The 19,043-nt window shown below is 40.2% G+C and carries 15 protein-coding genes; 5 read left to right on the forward strand and 10 right to left on the reverse strand.

The window, feature by feature from the left end; translation table 11 throughout:
- Nucleotides 1-9: 9 nt before the first annotated feature.
- Both MFF31_RS22320 and MFF31_RS22325 read right to left on the reverse strand, forming a co-directional pair.
- Nucleotides 10-3,399 carry a tubulin-like doman-containing protein gene (locus MFF31_RS22320; protein WP_238191161.1) on the reverse strand — a complete coding sequence of 1,130 codons (3,390 nt, stop codon included), beginning with the start codon at nucleotides 3,397-3,399 and terminating at the stop codon, nucleotides 10-12.
- A 24-nt stretch (nucleotides 3,400-3,423) separates the two neighbouring features.
- Nucleotides 3,424-5,142 carry a vWA domain-containing protein gene (locus tag MFF31_RS22325; RefSeq protein ID WP_238192201.1) on the reverse strand — a complete coding sequence of 573 codons (1,719 nt, stop codon included), beginning with the start codon at nucleotides 5,140-5,142 and terminating at the stop codon, nucleotides 3,424-3,426.
- 207 nt (nucleotides 5,143-5,349) lie between these two features.
- On the opposite strand from MFF31_RS22325, the gene MFF31_RS22330 reads away from it, so the two are divergent.
- Both MFF31_RS22330 and MFF31_RS22335 read left to right on the forward strand, forming a co-directional pair.
- Nucleotides 5,350-5,499, forward strand: coding sequence for a hypothetical protein (locus MFF31_RS22330; protein ID WP_238191163.1), 150 nt, complete (start codon nucleotides 5,350-5,352; stop codon nucleotides 5,497-5,499).
- Nucleotides 5,499-6,434 (forward strand): hypothetical protein, encoded by a 936-nt coding sequence (locus tag MFF31_RS22335; RefSeq protein ID WP_238191166.1) that lies wholly within the window; start codon nucleotides 5,499-5,501, stop codon nucleotides 6,432-6,434. Before MFF31_RS22330 ends, MFF31_RS22335 begins: the two co-directional genes overlap by 1 nt.
- Before the next feature lie 205 nt (nucleotides 6,435-6,639).
- Here MFF31_RS22335 and MFF31_RS22340 read toward each other — a convergent pair whose 3' ends face one another.
- The 8 genes from MFF31_RS22340 to MFF31_RS22375 form a co-directional block, all read right to left on the reverse strand.
- Nucleotides 6,640-7,071, reverse strand: coding sequence for a DMT family transporter (locus MFF31_RS22340; protein WP_238191168.1), 432 nt, complete (start codon nucleotides 7,069-7,071; stop codon nucleotides 6,640-6,642).
- Complete coding sequence (locus MFF31_RS22345; protein ID WP_238191170.1) at nucleotides 7,025-7,786, reverse strand: Crp/Fnr family transcriptional regulator; 762 nt, start codon at nucleotides 7,784-7,786, stop codon at nucleotides 7,025-7,027. The genes MFF31_RS22340 and MFF31_RS22345 overlap by 47 nt, the downstream gene beginning before the upstream one ends.
- Before the next feature lie 36 nt (nucleotides 7,787-7,822).
- A complete protein-coding gene (locus tag MFF31_RS22350) occupies nucleotides 7,823-8,248 on the reverse strand; it encodes a DMT family transporter (protein ID WP_238191172.1) in 426 nt (141 codons plus the stop codon).
- A gap of 201 nt (nucleotides 8,249-8,449) precedes the next feature.
- On the reverse strand, nucleotides 8,450-10,288 hold the full coding sequence (locus MFF31_RS22355; protein WP_238191174.1) for a UbiD family decarboxylase: 1,839 nt from the start codon (nucleotides 10,286-10,288) through the stop codon (nucleotides 8,450-8,452).
- Nucleotides 10,289-10,507: 219 nt separating this feature from the next.
- Nucleotides 10,508-11,293 (reverse strand): IucA/IucC family C-terminal-domain containing protein, encoded by a 786-nt coding sequence (locus tag MFF31_RS22360; protein WP_238191175.1) that lies wholly within the window; start codon nucleotides 11,291-11,293, stop codon nucleotides 10,508-10,510.
- 1 nt (nucleotide 11,294) lies between these two features.
- Entirely contained in the window at nucleotides 11,295-13,253 is a 1,959-nt protein-coding gene (locus tag MFF31_RS22365; RefSeq protein ID WP_238191177.1) for an AraC family transcriptional regulator, read from the reverse strand.
- 99 nt (nucleotides 13,254-13,352) lie between these two features.
- Nucleotides 13,353-14,165 (reverse strand): DNA alkylation repair protein, encoded by an 813-nt coding sequence (locus tag MFF31_RS22370; RefSeq protein ID WP_248565574.1) that lies wholly within the window; start codon nucleotides 14,163-14,165, stop codon nucleotides 13,353-13,355.
- Nucleotides 14,166-14,332: 167 nt separating this feature from the next.
- Entirely contained in the window at nucleotides 14,333-15,016 is a 684-nt protein-coding gene (locus MFF31_RS22375) for a Crp/Fnr family transcriptional regulator (protein ID WP_238192203.1), read from the reverse strand.
- 383 nt (nucleotides 15,017-15,399) lie between these two features.
- Here MFF31_RS22375 and MFF31_RS22380 point away from each other — a divergent pair, with 383 nt between their 5' ends.
- Genes MFF31_RS22380 through MFF31_RS22390 form a run of 3 tightly spaced genes read left to right on the forward strand, consistent with a single transcriptional unit; the run spans nucleotide 15,400 to nucleotide 19,034 of the window.
- Complete coding sequence (locus tag MFF31_RS22380) at nucleotides 15,400-16,845, forward strand: spore germination protein (protein WP_238191181.1); 1,446 nt, start codon at nucleotides 15,400-15,402, stop codon at nucleotides 16,843-16,845.
- Between the two features lie 12 nt (nucleotides 16,846-16,857).
- A complete protein-coding gene (locus MFF31_RS22385; protein WP_238191183.1) occupies nucleotides 16,858-17,949 on the forward strand; it encodes a GerAB/ArcD/ProY family transporter in 1,092 nt (363 codons plus the stop codon).
- Nucleotides 17,946-19,034, forward strand: a complete 1,089-nt coding sequence (locus tag MFF31_RS22390) for a Ger(x)C family spore germination protein (RefSeq protein ID WP_238191185.1) — start codon at nucleotides 17,946-17,948, stop codon at nucleotides 19,032-19,034. The genes MFF31_RS22385 and MFF31_RS22390 overlap by 4 nt, the downstream gene beginning before the upstream one ends.
- Nucleotides 19,035-19,043 lie beyond the last annotated feature (9 nt).

Here is a 19,043-nt window from a genome sequence, read left to right on the forward strand (position 1 = left end):
CTCTCATCCTTACTTCAACTTTCTGCGAATATCATGAAGCTTGGCAGACATCCCTTTGTAAAACTGATACAGTTCCTCACCGTTTGCCAGCTCAGCCCTCTCATATTCCAGACGCTCACGGGCATCAAGGTATATGCCGAATAGATCATCTAGCTTAGTAACAAGTACCGAAGTATCTTCATTAGCTGTAAGTTCCGTCACCCGGCGGCCAGCTTTACGCAGCAATGTGTTGCGGCTTTTTTCATCTAATGCACGGAAGCTTTCGAACACATCATATTCAATATAGTTGCCACCCTTCATCAGGTTGGCAAACGGCGACCATGCTTCCTCTTCGGCATCTCGATCATAGACATATAGCGCTCCGCGCTTACAAATTGTATCTGTATACAAAGCCTCAATAAATTGCTCCAACCACTTCTCTTCACTTTCATGAAGAACTAACAATCCTTCTAGCTCCTTAATGGAAGCTGCGATTGCATCCATCTTCGCAAGCTCCTCACGAACTTTCCTCAATTGTTGAGGTGATCGGATCAAATTTTCTTGTGCCAGCTCTTCTGAATAACTACCGAAAATATCCTTTGTCGACTCAACCTCTAAGCCGCCTGCCAACAATCTCTTCAGTTCTATAACCGCACACTTCACTTCACCCAAGTTCGGCTTTGCGCTTTCCAATTGCATAGTGAATGACTTTAGCACATCCGACAGTTGGAAAGGTTTAGTAAACCGAATGTTGTATCGATTGCTAAGCGGATTGTCGATACCCTTCTCGGCAATAATTCCATAGTTCACCGCACTCGCAAACTCCACTCGAATTCTTGCGTTATAGCTCTGCACCCGGGCATTCACATATGTTTCTCCCCATGACTTCTCAGGGATTGGCGACGGCAAGAAGGTCCAATTATCCTTGTCGCTCTGAACAAGATGGCGTCCGATGCCTTCTTTGTCCAAAATCGTACGTTCATAGCTCTCTTCATAAACTTTCAATGGAGTATAAACAAAAAGTGGCACACCGTTTTTCGTATTGAGCCAGAAAATTCGATTGCGAACTTCACTTTCTTTTATCGTAAAGTGGGACTTGCCAATCGAGCTATTCTGATAGTTACGAATCCCCCGCAGTATGCTAGGCGCCTGTACAGGAACCGATACGAAGCCCCATGAAGGAACATGTAAATTACCTGCACTATTGCTAAGATGGAACACAGGAATCGCTTCCTCATCCAGCTTGCTCGCAATATTACGCTCAACAAATTTTTCAATTGATTCATCATTGCCATATTTCATAACAAGGAAATCTTCCATCGATTTCGTAATCAAATCTCCGAACTTATCCGTCAAAAATTCTGAGATTGAGCCGACAATATCGATTTCTTGCTCCTTGACCCATAGATTGGAATGATCAAGCAATTCCCGGGTAAAGTCACGAATGAGATCCTCACCGTCTTTATTGTCCATCACTCGGCTGATCACATTAGATATATCAGGCACACTAACGATATTCCAATAATACGTTTTGTTGCCTTTATGGTCTCCTTGCTCTTCACCACTCGTTAGTATTTCACCGTTTTTCGCAAAGATCGTATTAAGTACATTCAAAATTTCAGTGTATACGTTATAAATACGGTTATTCTCCGCATTAAGAAGCTCATATAAATCTTCATAAAATTCGATCATGCGCTCCATCCGCTCAACATCTGCACGGAGCCAATATTCATTAATTTTTGCTTCGATATAATTGTTCTTTTTCTTATCCTTGGATACAAAAGCGCTCTTCGCATCGCCCATTCTCTCATCTGCTTGATCTCTGGCCGCTTCAATTTCACGTGGAAGTCTTTGCAAACCTTCTTTAAGCGATTCAATATATGAAAGCAACATCTTTAACAAACAAAAGCCTTTTTCCGTGTACAAAAGTCGTGATACATAAAAAGGACCTTGCTCTGGATGAAGAAAAATCCGACGTATTTGATCCTTAAACTTCTCAACGCTTTCACCTGGAAATTGTTTCTTCGCTTTAATATATTCCTCACGTGCTCTAGTCAAAAAATTCAGCTCAAGCTCAGTATCCATGTTGACTGCTTGCATCTTAATGACATTATTGTAGCTCATACGTTCACTATTCTCGAAGCCAGGCAGCGGCTCAGGAACGCGAGCATCAAACGTCTTCATCATAGACTCGAGGTCAATCCCAAGTTTGTGGACAAACTTCTCCACATCTTCCTGTGACGGTGCTTTGTGGAACATTCCTTCCATCTTTTGAAACAAGCGATATGCCAAATATGTTGTCATCTCTTCAATCGGCAATACTGCTGACGAAGCACCAATGATGTTGTAGTCATAGTTAGCAGGGTACATCTTGTTCATTTGGGCGATATTCGTTCTAATGTTGCTAATATAGTCATGTATCGCAAACTCTTCACCGGATTGTTTCTCTTCACTCGATATAAAGTTAGTAATGTTCTCCGCTGTTACGTTCATGCAATAATCGTAAGCATTGTCCAATAGCTTGCCTTCTGTATTCGTAGCAGAAATAAGATGACATAGATTAAACGGCGGCAGGGGTGAATTTACAGACAAAATGTTGCCATATTGCTGCTTGAACCGTTCTCCTCTTGCATCTACGTTCATCCAATAATCCAATTCTTTTAACGCTGCATATCCATTTTTCTTAATATATTCTCTTGTATGATCACTTAAACTGTTGTTCGCAAGGTTGATGTCCGGTGTGAACAAATAGCCTAATGTATTGACTCGATCGATTCCTGCAGCACCGTGATCACGTTCAATAATGCCTCTTACAATATAAGAAATATCGAGGAAACAGCCGCTGCCGGTTCCACCTGATAATCCCGTTAGAAGAAACACCATCAGCTTTTTATTTGTACCAACAGATAACGTCTTCACCTTTTTATCAATGCTTTGCACAACTTGGTTAATCTTAGTGAATAAAAGTAATCTTCCTGCTTGACGGACCCCCGCCGCACCGTTCATACCATCCGTAATACTTAACTCAGGAGAAAGCCAATCCGTTATATATGGTTCCAAAATGCTGCGATTTTGCAACAATCCCCCTACTTCGGCATTTGATAGCAGTACAAATTCATTAATGGGATCGAGACCGACCCCTTTATATTTTTTGTTGCGATCCTGTTCATTCGTCTCAAAAGCGAGAAACTCTACATTATCGGGCTTGTCACGCTTTCTTTTGGAAATTGGGTCCTCCGGCAGTTTAAATCTGCGATTTATTTGATATTTCAAACGGAGCAGCGCATCGATACCTGTTCCACCTAGCCCAATAATAAGGATTGGATTATCAATCGTATCTACTCTGATCTTTTCACTGACGATACCCCCGCCTAACGATACATCCAGCTGCTGTATATGCTCTCTAACGATTGGTTTCATTGCAACTTACCTCCTGGGTTCTAGTTATACGAGATATTCGATATAGATCGTTTTGTCTACTTGTGTAAGTGTAACCGTAATTCGATCACCGCTCTGAAGCTCCAGGTCACGCCCTGCAACTATCGCTCTTCCGAACTTTTCTACCTTACATATGGAGTCATTCACTAACAGCACGCGATCATTGTTAGCTGGCTTAAAAATAATTTTTTCTGTTTCCTTAAGCTCAGGAGCAAGTTGCAGCAACTGATGCAGCTGAAATTTACCTTTAAAGTGGTGTAGCTTCTTATATTGGGGCGAAGATTTATCCCCTGTATTTTCATCTCGAATTTCAATAATCAATTGTCCAACGAAACCACGACTTTTCTCCTTAAGTATCCGCCATAACCAATACCCAGCAGCAAGAACGACAATAGCAACAATTGCTCCGATGACCACAATTAATGTTGGAAACGGCTTATCCTCCGCTGTTTTGTCAGGCTGGTTAGTCGGCTTAGCTGCTCCAGTCTTCGCAGAAATGTTAAGTGCAGCGCTCTCGCGGAAGAAGCTTTGCTCCTCTGCTCTCACTTTAATTTCATAATCATTGCTGTTAGCAATTTTGTATTCCCCTTGGAAATAATCGTCCGTCGTCTTCATTTCTATTTGTTCTGTTTTTCCAGTCGTTAAATCTTTAACGTACATTACAGCCTGCATGTTGCTGTATTGCGATACATCGCTCAGCGGTTTGCCGCCACTCGCCAAAAATGCGTTAATTTCAACCTTGTCACCTTTGGAGAAAGTTGTTGATTGAAGTGGTGAAAGCTCTAATGTCAAATCATAATTAAATATCAAGTTGACATCGATCTTATCCTTTGCAACACCTTTGACCTTGAGCGTCCAATCTCCTTCGATTGGCTGCATCAGCTTAATTAAAGAATAGCTCTTCGACTTGGATAACAAAGCATTCTTCGATGGAATAGCAACGGTGTTGCCACTCGGATCAACGAGCTGCGCATCAACTGGCTTTGCTGACATAATCGAAATATTAGCTTCCAGCACATTGCTGTTAGGAACAGTTATTTTTACGTCTTGATAAGATCCATTAGCGGTAAACGAGTTGACTGGAACAATATTCAGTTCCAAATGACTAGCAAATATTTCACTTAAAATTTGTGGTAAATCATCTGCTGAATCCGTTACAAACGATTTACCAGCTGTCTTTTTGGAGAGATCAGCAAGTGCAGCTTTGTTAAGCTTACCGTCAGCGTTAAGACCGATTGTGTATATCGGAATACCGCTGTCTTTTGCCCCTTTCACCGCTTTATCCATATCTGCATTCGATTCAGCTTCTGTCCGTCCGGACTTCGGATCAAGCGAGTTGTTCCCATCCGCTAATAGAATAATGATTGGCTCACGATTGGGAGCTGCCCCATCCTCTAATATTTTCACAGCTTCCTTCACACCAACAGAAACGTCCGTATACGAACCTCTATCTATTTGATCAATAAATGATTTTAAATTTTCTTTATCCTCTGCGGAACGAATTTCTAGCAGCGCTTTTTCACGTTGAATTTGATCGGTATAAGCGACGACGCCAACACGATCTCCCTTCTCAGACAACATATCGATAAACATTTTCATAGCTTCATTACCAATCTTGTCACGATCACTGTTATCCATAGAATGACTTACATCAAGAACTAGGACAGCATCAATTTTGGATGCTCCTCCAGCTGCTGCTATAGTCGTCACACTGCTGAAACTCATTAAAACAACAAGTGCTAGTATGATAGAATAATGTACATATTTTTTAAGTGAAATCACGATAGTCCTCCTCGGTCATATTGCTAATTGACGTAATTAGTTCAAAAGTCATTGTTAGTCATGCTTGCCACTATGATGATATACTATCAACAAGTATACTCGATCGAATTCCAGAAATCACTTCTTTTGTCATATTAGGGAGGCACTAAAATGGTTACATATATTGTTATAGGACTCATCGTTTTTATCGTTGTTATAAAAGCTATACAGTACCGTTCATTAAGGAAACGCGCTCCTTCGGAGGAACAAATAAGCAAGCTTGTATTGTCCATATTAAAACGCGGGCAGAGTGATCTATAATGATGAAAAAGATAGCCGTAACTTTACAGCCTTATACACCTGCACGTTATCCCTATCAAAAACTTGAAGTATGCCGAAAGTGTGATCATTTTACCGTGTTAGGTGATACGGTTTGTACACATTGCGGTAAATCTACACTTCAACCAGTCGAGAAGCGAGCCGCTGTCACCGTACAAAAAAAACTATGGAAAACGAGACTTCTCCTTCTTCTGCTCATTGGAATTGGAATTCCCTTTAGTACTTCTCCTTTAGAGATAGGACTACTCTTAGCATGCGGCATTGCATTCCTATCACTATTATGGACGTTGCAGGTTAGATCCACCCCTGCACTTAGACGAGTACAGCTACAGAAAATGTTTCAACAATATGCAAATACACTCATTTCTGGCCTAGTGCGAGATCATCAAGCTGCCTTCACAGTATTCCAACAAGGTAACAAACCTTTAACTTATGTGATGTTACGAGAAATTGGGGCACTTGTGCAAACAGATCAGCTACGCTTGGAACAAATTATGCTCCTGCAAACTTTCCGTCTGCGTAAAGATATGGATTTGATGTTAGAGCCACTGTTAATGGAAAAATTCAACGTTGATCTTGTTGCCTATATCGGAGAGCTTGCCAAAATTAGGCGCGATCTGCTAAAAGAAAATACATTCCGTTATGTACTTCAATATGAAGCACAAATATTAAAACTACCTGATGGTGAAGCCATCCTAACCAGCGTTGCAGGTGCTGCTGTGCGCAAGAAACGTTATCTCACTTTATATCCCTACTTATTAATTCGTTATTCACGCCTGCTTCCAAGGGATCGTTTCCTGCGGTTATATCGAATCATTAAGAGCGATACCCTAGTCCGATCGGGACCATTGTACGATGAGGTTATTCGCATTTATGAAGAGAAATACCACCTAGACTCTGATTTCCGTAACAACTAATTTATCAGTCTAATCGAGTTCCATTCAGCATACAGCGCTCATAAATAATCGAAAACCTACTTTAGTCTCGACAGATGCCAGACTTTAGTCTAGGTTATACCGCAACAAAAACCACGTCCGAAAGACGTGGTTTTTTCGTAAATCTTTATCAATGGGGAAAGCAAACAGTTCCTAGCAAGTACTCTACGCTATATGGCAGTAGTAGCTACTTTTTCTTAAACAATAATAGACCCACGATTAAAACGGTTATACCTACTGCTTTTTGGAACGTAAAAGGAACGATCTCAAGTCCAAACCAACCCGCGGAGTCCCACCATAATGCACAAATGAGCTGCGAAGCCATTACGATAGATATTGCATAACTGGCTCCTAGTAGCTTCACTCCATTTACGACACAAATGACAACGCCTACCCCAAGCAATCCACTAAACCAATACCAAGTTGGCATGGAGTCTAAAGATAAAAAACTTGTCCCTTCAATGAGCATTCCCATAGCAAACGACGCTAACATCCCCATACCTAGCACTAAAGTCGTTGTCACCTGAGAGCTTACTGCTTCGTTCACTTTGTTATTAAACATCGTTTGAACACTAATCAACGAACCTGCTGCCAAAGCCATCATGATGCCTACTATCATAGTTTAGTTCTCTCCTAATTCCTATTTCATAAATATTACGGCCAGCCACATCGGACAAACCTTTCCAATCTCTCACAATAAGCAGTCCTCTACTCCGTTCCACCAATCCTGTAGAACAAAAGCCTCGCAGAACTCGGTTCAAATGCCGGTAACTCGTGCCGATGAGATTAGCAACATCCTTTAAACTCTCTATGCTTACGTGTGAATGTGATTCCAACTCTTCTTCAGTTGATACAGAAAGTAAATAACTCGCTAGCCTAACTTCTACGGGATGCATAAGATTGAAACTGAGAGACAACGACTTCAGATAAAACTTTTGGGTCACCATATCGAGCAAAAAACGAAGAAACGGCGCTTCCTCTCCATACTGGCTTAGCCAACGCTTATGAAATGCAACTGTTTCTACTTGCGTAACCGCAGTTACCGTATTAAGATTTTCCCCGCCTCTTACACATTCGATTTCTCCAATGAATCCGAATGGCGTATTAAAGCTTAACAGCAATGTTTTACCTTCCAATGAGGTTGTATAAACCTTTACTTTCCCTTTCACCAGCATGTATAAGTAATGTGGTTCTTCGCCTTGTAGACAGAGTGCCTCATTAGGCTCAAAACGGTGTATGATCAAATGTTCTCTTAACGATTCTGGGAATACATTTTCTAGTTTATACTCTTTGATATATTGATTTATTTTCTCATTGTCCTTCATTTCTTTCATATCCGCCAATCCCTCCGAAAGCGGCTATAGCATTCCTTATAGTGTTAAACAAAGGATACCAATAACCATTAAGCCTAAACCAGTCCATTGCACAGGTTTTATACGTACTTGCGCAGTTCCGAACCAGCCACTTTTCTCTAACATTATAGTTACGACCATTTGGGCAATTAATATAGCCGAAATCGTCAAAGCAGCACCGTTCATGTGAAATGCCTTAATATTGCTGAACAGAATAAAAGCCGCAAATGCTCCACCAAAGTGATACACTGGCTTCACTTGATTGAGATTTCTCCAAGATTGATCGCGAAACATTAACATAATAAGTAGAGCTGCTATAAATCCAGTTCCTTGCGTAAGCGTAGCTGCCTGCCACGTACCAATCCTATCACCAATGGCTGCATTAGCAGCTCCTTGCAAAGTCAGGAACACCCCTCCTAGACATGCATAGATAACACCCTTCATTCGTTGTTCCCCCTTGTCTTTAACGCTCATTCCATTAAACGATAATTACGAGTTGCAGGAAAGGACATATGTCCTCAACTCATTATCAACTAAATTAAGCTATCCGAATCAAAGCTGGTTCACAAATCAATAGGGTATGCCATCACTTGGACGGCACACCCTATTTTTAAAGATTCATGTTCTATTAAAGTTTTAATTGTTCTACTTGATTTTAACTCCACTTAAACTAGCACCATTTACAAATACTCGTTTTATATTTTGTTCGACAGTTGGATCAGCTACTAATGGGGGTGCTTGATGCGGCTTGGTGCGTGCATCGATTATGAGATTATCACATCCCCAATGCTTATGCGCATAATAACCATTCACGCCGTGAATATCATGAGACGGGTTGCTGCGTGTGAACGCGGCCCATAAAAAGTTATTAACTGTCGCACTCATAAATTCGCTGTCATCACACAAAATGATCATCGGACATGACGGAATCGCACCGCGCTCACTAATTGCGTTACTGAGTTCATTTATTTCCTCTTGTACTGCCGTGTAACTTACAAAAGCAGGTCCTTGAATCGCCACAATCCCTGGCATGATCAGTTTGACCGCTTCATATCCCTTTATTCCTTTTAGTCCATTCGGTACTTCCTTACACAGCTCCCGCTTCTTCTGCCCTACAGCTGCAAATACAACCTTACTCCCAGTATTAAGTCCGGTTCCTGAGTAATCTAACGTATCAATCGTTGTATTGGTTTGAAAATGAATATCGCGATGAAGATCAATCCGCTCCAGCATATATGTTAAAAATTCCTCAATATGATGCGTACTTAATCTGTCCTTCTCATCGGCTGCAATAAACAAATATTTGGCTAAGCTTAGTTGACCTGTTCCGAGTATCCGATTAGCAAGGGTCAAAATCTCAGCAGGTTGCTTCACCTCTTGATAAGGTGTGTATCGCTCACTGCCAATTGCAAAGAGCAATGGGTGGACGCCTGCTGCATCGACTGCATGAACCTCTTTTAACCCTGGAATCTCTTGCTTAATTGCTCCTCCAGTCAGCTCATGGATAAGCTCTCCGAAAGATGTATCCTCTTGCGGTGGACGACCAACGACGGTAAATGGGAAGATAGCTTGTTGTTTGGCATATACTTTATGCACTCTCATGACAGGAAACGGATGGGTAAGGCTATAATAACCCAGATGATCGCCGAAAGGACCTTCCGGTTTCGTTTCACTAGGGTGGATTTCGCCTGTAATAACAAAGTCCGCATCATTGCTAATGCAATGTCCTTCAACATAGCTGTATCGGAAATGGCGCCCTGCAAGCAGCCCTGCAAAGGTCAACTCACTCATCCCTTCAGGAAGGGGCATTACCGCTGACAATGTGTGTGAAGGAGGACCACCAATAAATATACTAACTTTGAGAGGTTTCCCTAGTTTGTTCGCCTTGTCCTGATGCACGCCAATACCGCGGTGAATTTGATAATGAATGCCCACTTCTTTGTTCAACTCATAATCATTGCCATCGAGCTGAACACGGTACATCCCTAAATTGGCGTTCATAATACCCGGCTTATCTAGATCCTCGGAATACACTTGAGGTAAAGTGACAAATGCGCCACCATCCATCGGCCAACTTTTTATTAATGGAAGATCAGAAATTTGGATTTCCTGAAATCCCGAAGGTAAACCGCTAGATGATTTGATAGGCAATGCTTTTTTGGCAGCTAGTCCTGTACTAACATGTTTGAAGGGGCTTTTGATCGCCTTTATCGGATCGTTGCGAAGTGCGATAACATCTTGGGTTGACTCAAGCGTATCACGGAATATAAACTTGCTGCGCTCAAGTGTACCAAAAAGGTTAGATAAGGCACGATACTTCGAACCCTTCACATTTTCAAATAATAACGCTGGACCTTCTGCCGCATATACTTTCATATGAATAGCTGCCATTTCAAGATTGGGATCTACTTCTTCATGTATCCGAACCAAATGACCATGTTTTTCTAAATCGATAACGCATTCTTCCAAGTTGCGATAGCTCATATTTAAACTCCAATCTATGTAAGGAAATAATTTCATTTTTAAATCCAATAACCGTTCTGCCACAGTGGATCAATCTATCGATTCATAGGTGTACATCTTTAGTGAATTACTCTCTATGTATCTTAATTTATTCTATTATATAAAGCAAAAAAACCTTTCCCCTAAAGGAAAGATTTCCGATTTTTGCAATTGTTCCACGATCTCGATCTATCGACTCATTTAACTCCGTAAGTGAGCAGGTTTCGGGCAGGCTAAACAATATTCGGAAGAGATTTCGTAATACAAGCAGCATGTTTTACGTAATTTATTTGTAGTATCACAAATAGTTGTATTATTCATCATACTCACAAACTGAGTAAGGGGATTCCGCCGTTCCCCAAACATGCCCGCTTCTGCTATCCGTACAATATAATCAAAGTCCTCATGAATAAGCACTTTTGCTGCTAAATCTTCTTCCCTATCCGACTCTTCTTCGTAAACCCGAATGATTCGTACAAACGCATTTTCCCATAGAATCGCCATCGGTACCCCGCCAACCTGAGATAAAGAACGAAATACTTTAGTCAGATGATCTGCAAATATAGAACGGACTACGTCTTCCCGCCACTTCTGCCTCGCCCCTGCTTTTGGTTCCGTAACCGCATATTCACTAAGGTGAAGTTCGGGAAACTTAGAGCCGCTCACATTGCCTGCACCACCATCAGGCGGTTCCAGTCGACAACTCTCTAAAGATAATATCAATCCTTTGTTGTAGACTGTCATCGAATAAAGGACAGGTGCAACCGTTAGAAAAGCATACCTTTTTCCTAGCATCGATGCCGTAACTCTCCTTGACGGAGAACTTATATTTCGTGATAGCTCATCTAGATAAGTTTCACATTTCACCCAATCAAGTAAATGGCTCGCTAACAAGGATTGCTCTGAAACATACGGTTCATCATCAGGAAAAATACTGAATCGAGTCTTTAAATATTCCAACTCTACACTCGTCAGTAAATTGGACATATTATGGAGTACCTATGAACGCTTCTGTAATCTGATCAACCACCATATTAATGGCAATTGGACCATAGTAGGCAATCCATAACGTTGTATCTACTTCGTAAACTCTATTATTCTTAACTGCATCAATAGACTTCCAAACTTCAGTGCTTTGGAACTCTTCTGCCAATGATTTGAACATATCATCCTTGAGCAGGAAGTAATGGTCAGCACCAACATCTGACATGGCCTCCAAAGAGATATGATACGCAGTATCCTTCTCAACCTTTACTTGTTCCGGAGCCGTTAATCCCAAATCATTATACAAAATTGCTGCTGTGCGATGACTAGGTGTATGTACTCGAATCCCATCATCTCTTGGGCGAATTAATGCAACGCTCTGCCCATTCAGCTTGAGGACCAAATCAGCCTTCAACTTATCAACCTTCTCCTGGTACGCTTCCAAAACGGATGCTGCTTCCTGCTCTTTGCCTACAATTTTCCCAAAAGTAACTAGCGTATCTTTCCAATCCTCATTCCGATTCAGCATAATGGTCGGAGCGATCTTAGTTAAGCTCTCATATATTTCTTCTTGAAATTCAGTACAAATAATAAAGTCAGGAGCCATGCCTAAAATAGCTTCTAGATTTGGTTCATCCTTCGTTCCAAGCACTTTTACATCTGTTAACTTATCCATTAAATAATTCGGGAAATCCGACGTATCCCCAGCTGCTGTAACACTCCCTGCTGGCTGCTCATTTAATGCTACCAGTTGATCAACAAACTGAGTATCGAGCACAGCAATCTTCTCTGGGCGTTGTTCCAACGTATATTCACCCTTCATATGTTTAATAACTACTGGGTAGGATTGTTGCGTTGCCTCTACTGGCTGGGCACTTGGTGATACTGTAGAGGACTGAGTTGTTTGATTGGCATCTCTACCATTGTTCCCTGTACCACCACCAGTGGTACATGCACCCAACAATAATATCAAACTTAACATCAAACTAATTGCTAACATTGGTTTCGTACTTCGATTCATGTTTCGAACTCCTTCGCCGTATTTTCGATAATGATTATCATCTTCAACACTATACGAAAGAATATCGTTCGAGCCAATGGAATTCTGCGACAAATAGGATGGATTTAAACGACAATTGTACCGATAATGAATTGGTGAAACGCCAACAAACTTTTTGAATGCACGGCTGAAATAATAATGGTCTGCATAACCAACAGATTCCGCTATCACTTTAAGTGTGGCGTTCGTGTTCACTAGCATAGATTGCGCATGACCCATTCGAACTTGAATTAAGTACTCCAACGGACTAATGCCTAGCTTTTCCTTAAATAAGCGCTGTAATTGTCTTGGCGTGCAATGAAGTACACTTGCCAGATCATCAAGACTGATGGCGTCCCCATAATGTTCCTTCATGTAACGAATCGTTTGACTTACGTAGTCCGGCTGATTTGTAGATGCTCCCGTGCATCCATTGAATTGCTGAAACAACTCATACACAAACTGATGAAATAGTGCTCTCACATGAAACTTCTCTAATTGAGCATCCAACTGCCATTGCCGGTTCATGTGTTCAATTCTCGATTGGATATTAAGCGGATTAAAGGGGGCAAATCCATATTGCACTTGAAAGGGATTGTTATTCTGATACATGGTTAGCAGTTCTTTCCGACATGGCAATGCCATCATTGCTTTGTAGAATATTAAATAATAGTCGAGTCTCTCTACGACTTGGAAGATATCTAGAGAAGCGCCCTTACCAGCATGACATACATAAACACGATCTATAACATGTTCATTTCCATCGATTCGAACCTGTGCTCCACCATAAGTTGCGATTAAAAATGCGCTTGCTGGTAAACGGAAATTTTGTATGCTTTCACCCTGTTGGACGAAAGACCGCCGAACATCAAGCACCCTTATCGAAGCATGATTCCATAGCGGCAGCTGTTCTAGTAATGTCACTTCGTTCACCTTCCATGTCCGATTGCTGCTTTTATCTCTTCTATTATAGTAATAACCATTTTCATTTTCAAAGATTAAATTGTATTTATTTACTAGGCACTATTTTTTATTTACGATACTTCTCATCGCTCGAATCACAATTCGTTTAGTTTCTTTTGTATCCGAACCCTTCGCCCACTGATTACAGATGTCCATTACCCAGCTGGGATTTGTTTTACTTGCATCATTTAGCCAATTGCTTACTGAATCCTGTACATATTTGCTTGAATCAGACTTAACAAGTTCAAGAAGCGGCAATGCAATGCTCGGATCTTCTTTTAAGGCTGTAATATGTTTAGCCCATACACCGTGCGGACGTGTCAACTCAATAGCAAACCTTCTAATGTTCGCATCTTCATCACGAGCCCAATCTACTAAATAATGAACAGACTCATTTAGCTGATTAATCGTTGCCTCCCGCATCGCCATCCAAGCAATTTCACGTACACCAAAGTGAGAGTCAGCCGCAAATGGGCGAATACCTACTAATTTTTCATTTAAACTCAATTGCACATTAAGTCCTATCATATAAGCAGCCCAACAGCGAACACTGTCTGAATGGTGCTTAGCCAAAAAAGCATAATGCTGCAAACGATCGGGTTCAGTCATATCTTCTAAGTGCACTAACCACTCATGAGCAATTGCCGGAATTATTTTCATCACTTTCTTTTCCGACATATGTGTTACCCTTTGTATAATTGCTTCAGACTCTCTCACTACCCCCAGCTCATCCATCACATTTTGCAAAAGTACAGTATGGTCTACAGCCAGCCATTCCGTTAAATTAACGGTTTGTAATTGTCCTCTCAGTAACAATGCAATAACCTCAAGGGGAATATCGCTTATCTTTCGGGCACCTTTTCTATTTAAAATTTCATTACTGATCAGAGGTTTACCTTCATTATGCATAAAAAAACTTCCTCTCTTATCCGATTTGAAAGATATGATGACTACTTTTTCATCCCCATTATAAGTATCACTAAGGAAAAAAGATGTAATCTCATTCACAACTCGGTTTCTGAAAGGAAGTCTTTGATTTTCTATTTTATACACCTGGCTAATATTTTCTCGCGATTTATATGAATCGTTTTGAAACCTGTATGTATTACACCTTCTTTTACAAGCTCCTGCAATGCAACAGTAACAGCTTCCCTGCTTGCTCCTATCAGACTAGCAATTTCTTGATGAGATAATGGAATATCGATTAGTGCATAGTTATCGTCACTCTTAATCCCATGTTCGTCGAATAACTTCAATAGAACAAATATCAATTTATCATGTAGACTTCCGACAGCTAAATTTTGTGTTAGTTGGCTCATACTTTTAATACGGCTGCTTAAAATACGCAATAGCGACATCAGAAATCGTGGCCTATAGCTAATAAACTCCTCGAATCTAATGTTATCAATAAAACAAATATGGCTTTCTTCCATCGTTTCTATATAATGCGCTCTCGTTCCAAATGATATCGTTCCAAGTTCGCCAAACACATTGCCTTCGCCTAGTATGTCCGACGTAAACTGTTTACCTTCTGCACTTAATTTATATAAGCGAACCTTCCCTTTTTTCACAAAAAATAACCGCTCACTAAACGTTTCTGGTCTTTGAATAAACGTTTGTTTAGGAACAATTGTAATTGAAGTCAGTTCGTCCATCTCAATTAAATCATTCCTATCTAATGCTTGAAGCAAATCAAACTGTGATAAATATTGAATGCTGTCCATTGCTTCTCCAGAATTAGTCATGTTGTTGTACTTACCGCTCGGTAACTCGCTCCCGTATTCACCAAGGATAACTATTTTAGATTGCAACTTAACGTGCACCTCACTTTTTAACTGCTCTAAAAATATGTTTTATAAGTTCGCTGCTATGCTATACGTCTCCAAATCAACTTTTTTGGTTGCTCCTTTTTGATCATTTAACTAAAGAGCTGATTGATTAACCGAATAGTAGCATGAGCATATCTCGTCGTCAACAACATCGAATAAACCAAACACTTTATGGTCTGTCCCGGTAAAAAGGAACCTCATTCACACGGCGATATTTGGTACATATTTACGGCTTGTACGGACAAACTATGAATCGGGAAATGAAAGGAGCATCCAATGTGAATAAACGATATGACCAAGCTGTTAAATTACATGGCAAATCATCTGATTTCCTTCACTTTGTATATCCTACTCCTTCTTTCACCTTTTATATTTGTTATTACAAAACGTTAGTTAATAGCAACAGCCTAAACCAATATATTTTGCCTACTGTTCATGGATTAACAAATACATCTATCCAAAAAATTTATGAGGAGCTTCCTTTCTCTGACCGAACCATTCTGACTGATTATGAGGAAATGACAAAAAAACTTCTAATGGGTTATATCATGCTTTTTAACCCAACAGAAGATGCTTGTATTGCGCTTCAAGTTATTCAAACCGAATCTCGTTCGATAGAAGCTCCCCAAATTGAATTCAGCGTTATTGGGCCAAAAGAATCTTTCATCGAATCATTGGATACAAATATTATGCTTATTCGTAGACGGCTTCCTCTAACTCAATTAAGGGTTGAAGAGTATATAATCGGCAATGTTACGCAAACGCGATGTGTTGTGATGTACATAGAAAATATCGCAAACCCCATCAATATTGCTCATATGGTGAAACGGATAACTAGCCTTAATACCGATGTCATTACAGACAGTACAAGCATGACTCAACTAATGGAAGACAATAAATATTCGTTATTTCCTCAATTTATTGAAACAGAGCGTCCGGATCGTTTAGTACATGTGCTATCGGCGGGAGGAATTGCTGTTATTGCAGACGGCTCTTCTCAAGCCTTTTCTGGCCCCGCAACACTTGGACAATTTATTGTTGCTTATGAGGACTATTACTTGCCTTGGCATATCGGGTCATTTTTTCGTATTTTGCGCATCTTAGCTATTTTGTTTTCTATTTTAATTACTCCGATGTACATTGCGGTGTTGACTTATCATTACCAGCTGATTCCTACTCTATTGTTAGATCCGATTATTTCATCTAGAATCAGTCTGCCTTTTCCGCCTTTTATGGAAGTGATTTTTATGGAGTTAACTATTGAGTTATTGCGTGAAGCTGGTGCGAGGTTGCCATCCAAAATTGGACAAACGATCGGCATTGTAGGCGGGATTGTCCTTGGGACAGCGGCAGTACAAGCTGCTCTTACGAGCAATATTTTGCTAATTTTAGTTGCTCTGTCAGCTTTATCATCGTTTACCGTTCCAATTTTTCATATGAGCAATACGATTCGTGTATTGCGATACCCGTTTATATTCGCTGCTTCTATGCTCGGTCTTGTAGGCATTTTAATTTGTGCTTGTTTTTTGCTCACTCATTTATTGCGTTTAAAGTCACTTGGCACGCCATTTCTACAGCCATTTTATCCTCTTCGTCCGCAGGATTGGATGGATTCAATCATTAGGGCACCTTTAAACGACTTCAAAAACAGACAAACGCTTAATCGACCACTTTTCAAAAGCAAAAAAAGAAAGTTAAAGCCATTGCAGGATATTGATGAATAAAGGAGTTGCATCATGATGAAGACGGCGTACAAAGTTCCAGAACATTTGACCATACCGCCTTCATCTGTTTTTTATTTAGCTTTTGGAGCGCAAGCAGGACTCGATTATTTAACTTTCCAGCGAAGAATTGCTATCATTGCCGGTCAAGATGGTTGGATCGCTATTATTATCGCAGCTCTCGTCATGCATATTGGCATTTGGTTTATGTATGCTTTGTTAAATCGTGAACAAACCGACCTTATAACCATCAACAAGCGGATGTTCGGCAGCATAATAGGGGGTATTTTCAACTCTGTTTTAATTATAAATTTTTTGTTCGTAGGTGCCCTTAGCGTACGGTTATATGCGGAAATCATAAAGATTTGGATTTTTCCAGACCTGAAAATAAGCATACTCATCTTTCTCTTATTGCTATTAGCCTATTATATTGTATCGGGGGGATTCCGTGTTATTGTCGGATTCTTTTTGTTTGCCCAATTATCGATAGCTCTTATCGTCATTTACGTTAATCTGATGCCTTATTATTATCCTTCAAATTTGCTTCCTGTCTGGTCACATAACATGACTGAATTATTCGAAGCCTCTTGGAGCATGTTGCCAAGTTATCTTGGCATTGAAGCGCTACTTATCTTTTACCCCTTTATTAAACATGGGAAAAAGGCTCAGACTTGGTCCCACTGGGGAAATGTCGTTACGATGGTCATTTATTTAATGGCATTTATCTTTTCAATCATGTTTTATAGTCTAGAACAATTAAAAGAAGAGCAATGGCCGATCTTAACATTGTTTAAATTTGTTGAACTGCCCTTTATGGAACGTGTAGAATTTATTGGTGCTTCTTTTCAGTTATTTCGGCTCGTTCCGCTGCTATCCTTATATGCTTGGATGGCCATTCAATCCACTAAACTACAATTTCATTTTTCTAAAAGAAAGACGCTTCCTCTTGCACTTGTTTTGATCCTTGTGTGCAGCTTGGCATTTAAAGATACGGAAAAAGTTATGGTTTTTTATCGGATCGCCAGTTATTTCGGATTTGCGCTTATATTTCTTTACGTTCCTATTCTCTTCCTTATATCGAAATTCAAAGGAGCTGTAAAGTCATGAGATGGATCATTTTTATTTTGATGGGCTGCTTATTGACTGGCTGCACAGTGAGGAAAGAAATCGTAGAAGATATTTATATTGCGTTAGGAACTGCTGTAGATTTGGAAGAAAAAGTGCCGACCGACGACTCGCACAGTGATCATAGCAGCAATTTGTACCGAATTACGATAAGTGTTCCTACCTTCCACAGCGATCATAAAATTGTAAGTCAATTTTACAAAGGAAAAGGGGATAACTTAAAAAGTGTATTAATGAATATGAACCATACTAGCGACCAATATATTTCAACTAGTAAATTCAATATACTTCTCTTTAGCAAACCCATTATCCAATTAGGTATTCAAGATTTTACTGAAATATTATCACAAGATCCTCTGTTAAGTGGCAGAATAACTTTAGCGATGACGACAGGTGCTGCCGATCGAATCTTCAGTACGCAGTTCCCGCATACGAACCAGCCGCTCGGACGTTATCTCTACCAAGTGATTGAAAACAACACTCGGACGTTTGGATTGCCGCGCATGAATCTTCACCAATTTATTTATGAACTGAAGGGGGAAGGAATCGATCCCATCATGCCCATCATTGACATCGTTGACGAACGAGTGGCTTTAACCGGAATTGCATTATTAAGGGACGCTGCTTATGTCGGAAAGATGTCTTTGGACGAAACCTATCCTTTTAGCTGGATGAAACAGAAACGTACCGAAACAAGTTATTTTAAAGTAAGACTAAAGGATCACGATGAAATTTCCATCCGCAACTTAAAAACAAAATTGCGGCATCATTACTCTGAGGCAAGCAAAGAAATGACACTGTATATCCGAATGACAGGCAAACTTATGGAATCAAATGAAGCCGAACCACTCGATATGACTCCTGCAGAAATGGACAAAACGATGACAAATCAACTTGTTAAAGAAAGTGAAGCTTTAGTGAAAAAGTTTCAAAAATTGCAAATAGACCCGCTCGGTCTTGGCAATTACGTTAGAGCCCATTCAAGAAAATGGAGCGAACAAAAGTGGAAAGAGCAATATTCTGACATCAAAATAAAAGTTGTCATCGATAGTACAATTGAAAAGTGAACGGTATTA

The organism is Paenibacillus sp. L3-i20 (assembly GCF_022180385.2).
In the GTDB taxonomy this organism is placed as follows: domain Bacteria; phylum Bacillota; class Bacilli; order Paenibacillales; family Paenibacillaceae; genus Pristimantibacillus.